Genomic DNA, 11599 nt, shown 5'->3' on the forward strand with positions numbered 1-11599 from the left:
CCGCTGGAAGAGACCCTGCTCGCGCTCTTCGCCCGCACCCTCGACACCACTACCGACCTCACCATCGACGACGACTTCTTCCACCACGGCGGCCACTCCCTCCTGGGCGCCCGCCTCACCAACCACATCGCCGGGGCCCTCGACGTGCGGCTCACCATCCGCGACGTCTTCCAGCACCCCACCCCGGCCCGGCTCGCCGAGCACATCGAGTCCCTGAAGGCGGCGCCGGCGAAGAAGGCCCGTCCGGCCCTCCGCCGCCGCAGCAGGACCGAACCGGTCACCAAGACCGAGCCGGTCGCCTAGGCCGAGCCCGACGCCGACGCCGACGCCGACGCCGAGCCCGACGCCGACGCCGACACCTAGATCATCACCGCCACCGCGACAGAACGGATCAGCTGATGACCACCTTCCCGACCCCCGCCCCCGAGGACGTCGTCTGGGACCTGCCCGGCGACCTGCCGCACCGCCTGTCGCTGCTCGTGCTCCCGCACGCCGGAGGCAACGCGCACGCGTACAGTGCCTGGCGTGAGCACCTCCCGGCCGATGTGCGGCTGCTCATCGGGCAGTACCCGGGCCGAGGCGCCCGTTTCAGCGAGGACCTGCCCGAGTCCGTCGACGACCTGGCGCTGCCGGTGGTCGAGGCCCTGCCCGCGGACACGGGTGACCTGGTGGTGCTCGGGCACAGCATGGGCTCCCTGGTCGCCTTCGAGGTGACCCGCGCCCTCCAGGCCGTCGGCCGTGCCCCACAGGGCCTGATCGCCTCGGCCTGCCGGGCGCCGGTGCTGCCGAACCAGTGCCCGGTGCACCCGGAGCGGCTCGACGACGACCAGCTGGTCGCGGCCATCAAGGAGCGCGGCGGTACCGATGACGGCATCCTCGACGACGAGGAGCTCCGCGAGATCGTCCTGCCGTCCATCCGGGCCGACTTCGCCATCGACGACGCCTACCGGTGCACCGCCCCGGCCGTGCGGCTCGACTGCCCGGTCGCGGTGTTCGGCGGGGACGCCGACCCGATCGTCCCGGTCGACATGCTCGACGGCTGGTCCCTCGTGGCCGGGCACCCGGTCGTGCCCCAGGTGCTGACCGGCGACCACTTCTACTTCCAGCAGGACCTCCCCGGCTTCTTCGCCCGCCTGAACCCGGTCCTGGAGACCCTGCACGCCTCCGCCCCCAGCAACGCCTGACCGACCGTCGACAGACCTGCCCCCCGAGGGATCACGAGGAGAGCGCACCATGACCACGTACGCCCAGAGCCCGGCCGCCGCCGGCATCACCGTCGTCCGGGAGCCCGGAAAGCCGGCCCTCGTCGAGACGCCTGCCTTCGACACCATGGCGGAGGCCACCGCCTGGCTGTCGGCCCAGCTCCCGGCCATTCAGGCCGAACTGCACCGCTCGGGAGCGGTCATGCTGCGCGGGCTTCCGATGACGGACGCGGCGACGTTCGCCGAGGCGCGTGACGCGCTGATCGCCCAGCGCGCCGGATACAAGGAGAAGGCCACCCCCCGCACCGACTTCGGCGAAGGGGTGTTCTCCTCCACCGACCTTCCGGCCGCTCAGCCGATCCGCCTGCACAACGAGAACAGCTACACCCTCGACTTCCCCGGCGTGCTGCTCTTCGGCTGCGTCACCGCCCCGCAGACCGGCGGCGCGACCACCGTCGGCGACATGCGCAGGGCCCTCGCCATGCTGCCGGAGGACCTGGTCGCCCGCTTCGCCGAGGCCGGCTGGCTCCTCGTGCGCAACTACTCCGACCTGGCGGGCATGCCGTGGCGCAAGGCCTTCTCCTCGGAGGAACCCGCGGGCGCGGAGGAGTACTGCGACGCCCACTCCATCGGCTACGAGTGGCTCGACGAGGACACCCTGCGCACCCGCCAGCGCCGTTCCGCGATCATCACCCACCCGGTGACCGGCGAGCGGTCCTGGTTCAACCACTTCGCCTTCTGGAACGCCCGCAGCCTCGACGAGGACGTCCGCGAGGTCCTCACCGACACGTTCGGCGCCGACGGCCTGCCCTTCGACACCCGCCTGGGCGACGGCACCGCCCTCACCGACGCCGAGGTGGACGCGATCAACGACGTGTACCAGGCGGTCACGCTGCGGGAGAGCTGGCAGGCGGGCGACCTGATGCTCGTCGACAACATCCTCTGCGCGCACGGCCGGGAGTCGTACACCGGCGACCGGAAGATCCTCGTCGCCATGGGCGAGCCGGTACGGCTCGCCGACTGCTCCCCGACCACCGCCCCCTCCACCACCCTGTACGGAAGGTGAGCCCCGCCATGACCGCCGTCCTCCCCGAGCGCACCACCGCCCCGGCCGCCCCCCTCGCCTGCTCCACGGCAGCCTGCGTCTGCGGCGCCTGCGCCGCCGCCGGTACTGGTCCGGCCGACCTCCTCGCCCGGCTCGCCGCCGCCCCCGGCGGGCGCACCGCCGTCGTCGCCGGCGACGAGCGCCTCACCTTCGACGAGCTGCGTGCCCGGGCCGCCGTGATCGCCGGGCGTCTCGACGCCCTCGGCGTCGGGCCGGAGAGCGTCGTGGCGCTCTGCCTGCCGCGCAGCGCCGCCCTCGTCACCGCGATCATCGGCACGCTCACCGCCGGCGCCGCCTACCTGCCGGTCGACCCCGCCCTGCCCGCCGACCGCCGCCGCTACCTCGTCGAGGACTCCGGCGCCGACCTGGTGGTCGTGGACGGCACGGACGGCTCCCCGGCCCCCGGCGCCCGTGCCGTGACCGTCGCCGAGCTGACCGCCGCCCCGAGCGCTGTCCCGGTGCCGTACGCTCCGGTGCCCGTCACCGGGGACACCCTCGCCTACGTCATCTACACCTCCGGCTCCACCGGCCGCCCGAAGGGCGTGGAGATCGGACGCGCCTCGGCCTCCCTGCTCCTGGAGGAGCTGGAGGCGGCGGGCGCCGCCACCGGCGAGGGATGCCGGGTCGGGTGGAACGCCTCCCCGTCGTTCGACGCCTCCGTGCAGCAGTGGACGCGGCTCTGCCGGGGCGACACCCTCGTCATGATCGACGAGGAGACCCGCCGCGACCCGTCCCTGCTCGCCGCCTTCGTCGACGAGCAGGCCCTCACCGACCTGGACATCACCCCCTCGCACGCCGACCCGCTCCTCGACCTGCTGACGGAGGACGGCGGCCCGCGCCCGCTGACCCTCCTCGTCGGAGGCGAGGCGATCAGCCCGGCCCTGTGGGACCGGTTCGTCGCCGCCCACCGGTCCGGACTGCTGCGCGCGCTCAATGTGTACGGGCCGACCGAGTGCACCGTCGACGCCACCGCCGGCTGGATCGACGGGCCGGGGGAGCCGCACATCGGCACGGTCCTGCCGGGGCTCCGGATGCGCCTGCTCGACGAGCACCTCGCGCCGGTCGGGCCGGGGGAGTCGGGCGAGCTGTACCTCGCGGGGCCGCGCGTCGGCCGCGGCTACCGGCGCCGGCCCGGACTGACGGCCGAGCGGTTCGTCGCCGACATCGGCGACTCCACGGGCGCGCGGATGTACCGCACCGGCGACCGTTGCCGGCTGCTGCCCGACGGCCGGCTCGTCTACCTCGGCCGCGCCGACGGCCAGGTCAAGCTGCGCGGACACCGCATCGAGCTCCCCGAGATCGAGGCCGCCCTCACCCGGATCGACGGTGTCGCCGAGGCGGCCGTCATCCTCGGCGAGGACGCCGGCGGCACGGCCTGCCTGATCGCCTACCACCGGGGCGGCGACACCGCGGCCCTGCGGGCCGCGCTCTCCGACAGCCTGCCCGCCTACATGGTGCCGAGCGCGTTCGTCGCGGTGGAGCGGTTCGCCACGACGCCCAGCGGCAAGCTCGACCGGTCCGCGCTGCCCACCCGCCTCGAAGCGTCGCCGGAGACCGGGCCCCTGACCCCCGGCGGCGAAGGCACCGACGGTCTGAACGGCCGTGCCGAGGAGCTCATCGCCCGCGTCTGGACGCAGGTCCTCGGCACCGCGTCCATCGGCCCGGACGACAACTTCTTCAAGCTCGGCGGCCACTCCCTCCTCGCCATCAAGCTCGTCTCCCGCGTGCGGATCGAGCTGTCCGTGGCGCTCCCGGTCAAGGCCGTGTACTCCCACCCGCGGCTGCGCGACCTCGCCGCCCACATCGAGGAGCTGCTGGCCACGAAGGATGCCTGACAGCGGTCCGCACCACGAGCACCGCGCGCCACGCCGGCGCCGCCGTCCCCACCACGACCGCCGTGCCTGCCGCCGGTCCACCCGCCCGCCCCCGCCACACACGAGGAGCAGCAACCGTGATCCCCCTGTCCTACGCCCAGCGCCGCCTGTGGTTCATGAACCGGCTCGAGGGTTCCTCCTCGGCCTACAACGCCCCCGTGGTGCTCCGGCTGGGATCGATGCCCGACCCGGCGGCGCTCGAAGCGGCGGTACGGGACGTGGTGGAGCGTCATGAGGTGCTCCGGACCGTGTACCCGGCCCGGGACGAGGAGCCGTACCAGGAGATCCTCGACGACGTCGACGTGCGCTTCGAGGTGGAGGAGTGCGGCGCGGGCGAGGACGTGACGGCCAGGACGACGGCCTTCGCCCGGATCCCCGTGGACGTCACGCGCGAACTGCCCCTCCAGGTACGGTTGTTCAAGGTGGACGACGGGACGGCCGTCCTCGTGCTCCTCGTGCACCACATCGCCACGGACGGCTGGTCGGTGGGCTGCCTGCTCGCCGACCTCGACGCCGCCTACCGCGCCCGCATCGAGGGCCGCGCCCCCGGCTGGGAGCCGCTGCCCGTCCAGTACGCGGACTACGCCGAGTGGCAGCGGGACATGCTCGGAGACCCCGAGGACCCCGACAGCACCGCGTACGAGCAGCTCGCCCACTGGCGCAAGGCCCTGGACGGCATCCCGGCCGAGACGCGGCTGCCCGCCGACCGGCCCCGGCCCACGGAGCCCGGCCACCGGGGCGCGGTGGTCTCGGCGGAGCTGGACGCCCGATCCCACCGGGCCCTCACCTCCCTCGCGCGCGCCCGGCGGGGCACGTTCTTCCTGGTGGCCCGGGCCGCCCTGGCCCTCGCCCTGCGGGCGGCGGGCGCGGGCGACGACGTGGTGGTCGGCACGCCGGTCGCGGGCCGGCCCGAGGAGGACCTGCACGACCTCGTCGGGTTCTTCGTCAACACCCTGGCCCTGCGCACCGACCTGTCGGGCGACCCCGGCCTCGGCACTCTCGTGGACCGCGTCCGCGAGACGGACCTGGTCGCGTTCGCGCACGAGGACCTGCCCTTCGACCTCCTCGTCGAGGACCTCAACCCCGAGCGCTCCCTCGGCCGCCACCCGTTCTTCCAGGTCATGCTGAGCACGCAGTCGAGGCAGGCGGACGAGGCCGTCCGGCTCGGGCCCGTCCCCGCCGTCCTCGACGACGCGGACCTGGCCACCGCCAAGTTCGACCTGAGCTTCCACTGCCAGGAGACCCCCGACGAGGGCGGCGAGCCCGGCGGGGTGCTGCTCGGGCTGCAGTACGCGACGGATCTGTACGACGAGGACACCGCGCGCCTCCTGCTCACGCTGTTCCGGCGCGCGCTGACGGCCTTCGCCGAAGAGCAGGCGGACACCCCCCTCAGCCGGATCCGGCTCCTCACGGACGACGAGCGCACCGCCCTCGACCGCCGGCACCGGGCCCTGTCCGAGGCGGCACGGACCCGCACCACCACCCGGGAGGAGGCGCACGAGAGCGGGCGGGCCGGAAGCCGTTCGGCCGCGGACCCCCGCGAGGAGATCCTGAACGGCCTGTTCGCCGAGGTCCTCGACCGCGACGACGTACGCTCCGGCGACAACTTCTTCAAGCTCGGCGGGCATTCCCTGCTCGCCGGCAAACTCACCAACCGCATCCGGGGAGCGCTGGGTCTCCAGGCCGCGATCCGGGACGTCTTCCTCGCCCCGACTCCCCGGCAGCTGCTCCGCCGCCTCGGCGGGCGGGGCGACGGCCCCCGCCGCCCGGCCCTGCGGCCGGTGCCGGACGCCCACCGCCCCGACCCGGTCCCCCTGTCGTACGCCCAGCGCCGGCTGTGGTTCCTCAACCGGCTCGAAGGCTCCTCGTCGGCGTACAACGCGCCCATGGTGCTCACCCTGGACGCCCAGCCCGCGACGGCCGTCCTGGAGGCGGCCGTACGGGATGTGATGCGCCGTCACGAGGTGCTGCGGACGGTCTATCCGGTACGGGACGGAGAGCCGTACCAGTGTGTCCTCGACGCTCCGGAGGTGCGGGTCGAGGTCGAGGAGTGCGCCACTCCGGAGGACGCGCAGGCGCGGGCGACCGGGTTCGCCGGGACTCCGCTGGACGTGACCCGTGAACTGCCGATACGGACAAGGCTGTTCAAGGTCGCGGACGGGACGGCGGTGCTCGTCCTCTCGATCCATCACATCGCCACCGACGGCTGGTCCGTGGGCTCCCTCCTCGCCGACCTGGACACCGCCTACCGCGCCCGCGCCGAGGGCCGTGCTCCCGGCTGGGAGCCGCTGCCCGTCCAGTACGCCGACTACGCCCTCTGGCAGCGCGAGCTCCTCGACGGCGAACACGGCATCCTGGACGGCCGGTTGGACTACTGGCGCAAGGCCCTCGACGGGATCCCGGACGAGACCCGGCTGCCCGCCGACCGGCCACGGCCGACCGAACCCGGCCACCGGGGTGCGGTGGTGACGGCCGAGCTCGACGCCCAGGTCCACAAGGCACTCGCCGCGGTCGCCCGCGGCCGGCGGGTCACGTTCTTCATGGTCGTCCGGGCCGCCCTGGCCCTCGCCCTGCGGGCGGCGGGCGCGGGCGACGACGTGGTCGTGGGCACGGCAGTGGCCGGCCGGCCCGAGGAGGACCTGCACGACCTCGTCGGGTTCTTCGTCAACACCCTGGCCCTGCGCACCGACCTGTCCGGGGACCCCACCCTCGCCGAACTGGTGCGGCGCGTGCGGGACGGGGACCTGGCGGCCTTCGCCCACGACGACCTGCCCTTCGACCTCCTCGTCGAGGACCTCAACCCCGAGCGCTCCCTCGGCCGCCACCCCTTCTTCCAGGTGATGGTCAGCGCGCAGACCGCCCAGGACACGGCCGTCCGCCTCGGCGGCATCACCGGCACGGCCGACGGCGCCGACCTCGCCGGAGCCAAGTTCGACCTCGCCTTCCACTGCGCCGAGACGCACGACACCGGCGGCGAACCCGGGGGAGTGCTGCTCGGGCTGCAGTACGCGACGGACCTGTACGACGAGGACACCGCGCGCATCCTCCTCGCCCTCTTCCAGCGCGCGCTGACGGCCTTCGCCGAGCGGGCCGACGACACACCGCTGAGCGGGGTCGACCTGCTCACCGTCGAGGAGCGCCGGGGGCTCGACCGCCGCCACGACGCGCTCGCCGGCGCCCTCGCCGAGAGGCGGCGCGCCGCCTCCAGGGACGGGCAGGGGACGGGTGCGGGTGCCGCGGCGGATCCCCGCGAGGAGATCCTCCGCGGCCTGTACGCCGAGGTCCTCGACCGGGACGAGGTGCTGCCCGAGGACAACTTCTTCAAGCTCGGCGGACACTCCCTGCTCGCCGGCAAGCTCACCAACCGGATCCGGGGAGCCCTCGGACTCCAGGCCGCGATCCGTGACGTGTTCCTCGCCCCGACCCCGAGGCAGCTGCTCCGCCGCCTCGGCGAGCACGGCGACGGGCCCGCCCGGCCCCCGCTGCGGCCCGTGCCCGACGCCCTGCGCCCCGCCCGCGTCCCGCTGTCCGCCGCGCAGCTCCGGCTCTGGTTCGTGGGCCGGCTCGAAGGGCCCAGTGCCACGTACAACATCCCCGTCGTGACCCGGCTGCACCGCCCCGTCGAGCCCGCCGTCCTGGCCGCCGCCCTGGCGGACGTCGCCGACCGGCACGAGGTGCTGCGCACCGTCTACCGGACGGCGGACGGCGAGCCGTACCAGCAGGTGCTGACCGGTGAGGCGCCCGTCCTCCAGGAGGTCGCCGCCGACGGCCCGGAGGCCGTGCGCGCGGCCGTCGACGCGGCCGCCGGGTACGTCTTCGACCTCGCCGCCGAGATCCCCTTCCGGGCCTGGCTGGTGACGGACGACGGAGGCGGGCAGACCATGGTGCTCCTCGTCCACCACATCGCCGGTGACGGCTGGTCCACGAACTGCCTCCTCGCCGACCTGGACACCGCCTACCGCGCCCGCGCCGAGGGCCGTGCTCCCGGCTGGGAGCCGCTGCCCGTCCAGTACACCGACTACACCCTCTGGCAGAACGAGCTCCTCGACGGCGAACACGGCGTCGCCGGCGAACAGCTCGCCCACTGGCGCGAGGCCCTCGACGGGCTGCCGCCGCTCCTCGCCCTGCCCACCGACCGGCCGCGGCCCGCCGAGAGCGACGGCGCCGGCGCCCTCACCGCCTTCGAGGTGAGCGCCGCCACCCACCAGGCCCTGCTGCGCCGCGCCCGGGGCAGCGGCGCCACCCTCTTCATGGTCGTGCAGGCCGCCCTCGCCGCCCTCCTCACCCGGCACGGCGCGGGCACCGACATCGCCATCGGCACCACCGTCGCCGGCCGCGCGGACGACGCCCTGCACCCGCTCGTCGGCTTCTTCGTCAACACGCTCGTGCTGCGCACCGACACCTCCGGCGACCCCGACTTCACCGAACTGGTCCGCCGGGTCCGCACGTCCGGGCTCGCCGCCTACAGCCACCAGGACCTCCCCTTCGACCGCCTCGTCGAACACCTCAGCCCGCACCGCTCCGCCGCCCACGCGCCGCTCGTCCAGGTGATGCTCCAGGTCCACGCGGCGGCCACCGGGACCGGTGCCCCGTCCGTCCTCGACGGCGAACCGGTCGCGTTCAGCGCGGTGGGCGCCAAGTCCGACCTCACGTTCGCGCTCACCGAACTCGTCGACGCGGACGGTGCGCCGACCGGTCTCCGGGGGGCTCTGGAGTACGCCACGGCTCTGTACGACGCGGAGACCGCGGCGCTCCTGGCCGAGCGGCTGACGGAGACCCTCGACGCACTCGCCGCAGACCCGTCGATGGCGATCTCCGCGATGCCGTACGGCCGCCCGGCGGCTCCTGGCGGCCGCGAAGTCGTCCTCGACGAGCGGGGGTTGCCCGCGCCGGTACGGGTACCCGGCGAGGTCCACCAGCGGACCCCCGGCGGCGGCCTGCGTGCCGGCGGGCGCAGGGCCTACGCCTCGGCCGACGGGACGCTGCGACCCGTGGCCACCCTCACCGCGGGCGGCTACCCGGTGGAGCCCGGCCGGGTCGAGGACGTGCTCGGCCGGCATCCCGACGTGACCGGGGCGGCCGTCGCCGTCCGCGACGACCGGCTGTACGCCTACGTCACCCGGCTGCCCGGCGGCGCCGAGGAGACGACGCTACGGCGCTGGGCCGCGGAGCGGCTGCCCGAGTACCTGGCGCCCGTCCGCGTCGTCGCCGTGCCGCGCCTGCCGGCGCCCGGCGAGCACGCCGAGGCTCCTGCCGAGGCGGAGGCCACGGGCCGCCCGGACAGCCGCGAGGAACAGCTCCTCGGGGTCTTCCGGGACGTCCTCGGCGGACGTTCCGTCGGCCGCGACGACAACTTCTTCAAGTCGGGCGGGCACTCGCTGCTCGCGGTCAGGCTCCTCAACCGCATCCGCACCGAGTTCGGCCAGGACCTCACGCTCCGGGACGTCTTCCGCAACCCGACGGCGTCGACCCTCGCCCGCCGCCTGTCCGAGACGGCCGCGCCCGCGGACCGTTCCACGGGGGCACCCCGCCCGTCCGCCGCCCCGACCCTGCGCCGCCGCACGGCAGCGGGAGCCCGCCGCCCCAACTGAGGCCCGCGCCTCGCAGTCGTTGCGATTGCCGGCCGGCCGCTGCGGTCGCCGCCGCCCTCAGTCGTCGGCGGCGACCAGAAGGGTGAGAACGCCTGCGCGGCGGTCGACGAGGACGAGTTCGTGGAACTCGACGTGGATGGGGCCGTAGTCGTGGTGCGCATCGTCGGGGAGGTCCCCCAGCACGTACCGGCTCGTCGCCTGGTGGATCGGTGTGTAGACCGCTTCCTGCAGCCGCTCGGCCAGACCGGCGGGGACGCCGACGCCGCCGGCGGCCCATGAGCGGATCACACCGGTGGCGGTCGCGTCGTCAACGGGCAGGTAGGCGTCCGGGGTGATGCGGTCCGCCCACCACTGTCCATGGCGTGGTTCGAGCCAGACGCCGGCACCGTCGTACGTGTCCCGGAACTCCGGATGCGCGAGCAGGGCGGTCAGTAGGTTCTGGTCGTCCGGCGCACCGGCCGACAGGCGGAAGCGCTTCATGTGGACCCATCGGTGGCCGTGCCCCCGACCGTCGGGGAACGCGAAGTCCCGAAAGTTGACGAAGGGGCTGTCCCAGTGGGTCAACGCGTGTGTCGACGGCATGCCGACCAGCATCGTCCAGCGCGCCGGGCGAACGAAATCGCAGGCCGGCGGCGCCCGAGGGCGGTCACACGGTCATGAACCCGCACCCGTGCACAGGCGCCGGCGGGTCACACCGGCCAGTTCGTGATCATTTCAGCCCTCGGGCTGTTCCGGCCCTGCTTCCTCGGCCCATCGTCGGCTCCAGGCGTCCAGCGGGCTCAGTGCCTCGACAAGGTCCTGACCGAGCGGGGTGAGGCGGTAGCCGTCGCCCTCCTGGGCGAGTAGGCGAGCGCTGGTCAGCTCGTCCAGTCGGGTGCTGAGCACGCTGGAGGACATGCGCTCACATCGGCGCTGCAGTTCGCGGAAGCCGGCGGGGGCCTGGCTCAGTTCCCACAGGATCCGCATCGCCCAGCGCCGTCCGAGCAGGTCGAGTGCGGCCATCACCGGCCGACCCGACTCCGATCCCCGTACCGGCACACCCGGCCGTGGCGTTCTGGCTTCCATGCCCACTCCTTGCGCTTCGGTTACCGAAGCATCATAGTGATGCGAAAATCGAAGCAGGAGGCACCGCAATGCCGCGTATCGAACCGCTCGCCCCGCCCTACACCTCCGCTGTCGACCAGGCGCTCCGCCGCTGGATGCCGCCAGGCGTGCCCCACGAGCCACTCGCACTGTTCCGAGTGCTGCACCGCAACCCGGAGCTGGCCTCGCGCATGTTCGCCCTGGGCGCCGGCCTGCTGGGCCATGGGCTCCTCCCTGCCGCCGACCGCGAGGTCGTCATCGCGCGCGTGACCGCGCGCTCCGACTGCCCGTACGAATGGGGCGTGCACGCGGCGACCCTCGCGCAGCGAGCCGGACTCGGCCCGGAACAACTCAGGGCGACCACCCGAACCGACGCGGCAGCCGGTGCTCCGTGGTCGCCACGCCACACGGCGCTTCTCCGCGCAGTCGACGAGCTGCACGACACGAGCCGGCTCACGCAGCCCGCCTGGGACGCCCTGCGCGTTCACTACGACGAGGCTCAGCTGCTCGAACTCCTCGTACTGATCGGCTGGTACCGGACCATCAGCTGTCTGGCCAACGGGCTCCTCCTGGACGAGGAACCCTGGGGCATCCGGTTCCCGGCGCGGTGACCACGTCCGCCCGCACCCGGGCGCCGATCAACACCGCGGGACGAGCCTCAGCCGCCACCGAGGGGAAGAACCGGCCCGCCACCGGCAGCTCACGGCAGCCGGCTTCTGCCGATCCGGCTGCCGGGCCGACTGC

General features: G+C 74.1%; 8 protein-coding genes. 6 read left to right on the forward strand and 2 right to left on the reverse strand.

All coding sequences use genetic code 11. From position 1 onward, the window contains the following. The 5 genes from ACFYX3_RS10165 to ACFYX3_RS10185 form a co-directional block, all read left to right on the forward strand. Positions 1 to 303: acyl carrier protein (locus ACFYX3_RS10165; protein WP_389010570.1), on the forward strand; the 303-nt coding region annotated here is incomplete at its 5' end. Between the two features lie 95 nt (positions 304 to 398). Next, on the forward strand, positions 399 to 1184 hold the full coding sequence (locus ACFYX3_RS10170) for a thioesterase II family protein (RefSeq protein ID WP_382656890.1): 786 nt from the start codon (positions 399 to 401) through the stop codon (positions 1182 to 1184). A 49-nt stretch (positions 1185 to 1233) separates the two neighbouring features. Next, positions 1234 to 2268 (forward strand): TauD/TfdA family dioxygenase, encoded by a 1035-nt coding sequence (locus ACFYX3_RS10175; protein ID WP_382656887.1) that lies wholly within the window; start codon positions 1234 to 1236, stop codon positions 2266 to 2268. Positions 2269 to 2276: 8 nt separating this feature from the next. Continuing rightward, on the forward strand, positions 2277 to 4142 hold the full coding sequence (locus ACFYX3_RS10180; RefSeq protein WP_389010575.1) for an amino acid adenylation domain-containing protein: 1866 nt from the start codon (positions 2277 to 2279) through the stop codon (positions 4140 to 4142). 116 nt (positions 4143 to 4258) lie between these two features. Beyond that, entirely contained in the window at positions 4259 to 9772 is a 5514-nt protein-coding gene (locus ACFYX3_RS10185) for a condensation domain-containing protein (RefSeq protein WP_389010578.1), read from the forward strand. A gap of 57 nt (positions 9773 to 9829) precedes the next feature. On the opposite strand, the gene ACFYX3_RS10190 is transcribed toward ACFYX3_RS10185, so the two are convergent. Further along, complete coding sequence (locus ACFYX3_RS10190; RefSeq protein ID WP_389010581.1) at positions 9830 to 10354, reverse strand: hypothetical protein; 525 nt, start codon at positions 10352 to 10354, stop codon at positions 9830 to 9832. A gap of 132 nt (positions 10355 to 10486) precedes the next feature. After that, positions 10487 to 10837: a winged helix-turn-helix transcriptional regulator gene (locus tag ACFYX3_RS10195; protein WP_376587002.1), complete on the reverse strand. Its 351-nt coding sequence runs from the start codon at positions 10835 to 10837 to the stop codon at positions 10487 to 10489. A gap of 68 nt (positions 10838 to 10905) precedes the next feature. On the opposite strand from ACFYX3_RS10195, the gene ACFYX3_RS10200 reads away from it, so the two are divergent. Continuing rightward, positions 10906 to 11466 carry a carboxymuconolactone decarboxylase family protein gene (locus ACFYX3_RS10200; protein WP_389010584.1) on the forward strand — a complete coding sequence of 187 codons (561 nt, stop codon included), beginning with the start codon at positions 10906 to 10908 and terminating at the stop codon, positions 11464 to 11466. Positions 11467 to 11599 lie beyond the last annotated feature (133 nt).

The organism is Streptomyces sp. NPDC002463, from assembly GCF_042889835.1.
GTDB classification, from domain to species: domain Bacteria; phylum Actinomycetota; class Actinomycetes; order Streptomycetales; family Streptomycetaceae; genus Streptomyces; species Streptomyces nymphaeiformis.

Coding starts and splice junctions, on each gene's coding strand:
- ACFYX3_RS10170 (WP_382656890.1), top strand. CDS start 399: ATGACCACCTTCCCGACCCCCGCCCCCGAGGACGTCGTCTGGGACCTG.
- ACFYX3_RS10175 (WP_382656887.1), top strand. CDS start 1,234: ATGACCACGTACGCCCAGAGCCCGGCCGCCGCCGGCATCACCGTCGTC.
- ACFYX3_RS10180 (WP_389010575.1), top strand. CDS start 2,277: ATGACCGCCGTCCTCCCCGAGCGCACCACCGCCCCGGCCGCCCCCCTC.
- ACFYX3_RS10190 (WP_389010581.1), bottom strand. CDS start 10,354: ATGCCGTCGACACACGCGTTGACCCACTGGGACAGCCCCTTCGTCAAC.
- ACFYX3_RS10195 (WP_376587002.1), bottom strand. CDS start 10,837: ATGGAAGCCAGAACGCCACGGCCGGGTGTGCCGGTACGGGGATCGGAG.
- ACFYX3_RS10200 (WP_389010584.1), top strand. CDS start 10,906: ATGCCGCGTATCGAACCGCTCGCCCCGCCCTACACCTCCGCTGTCGAC.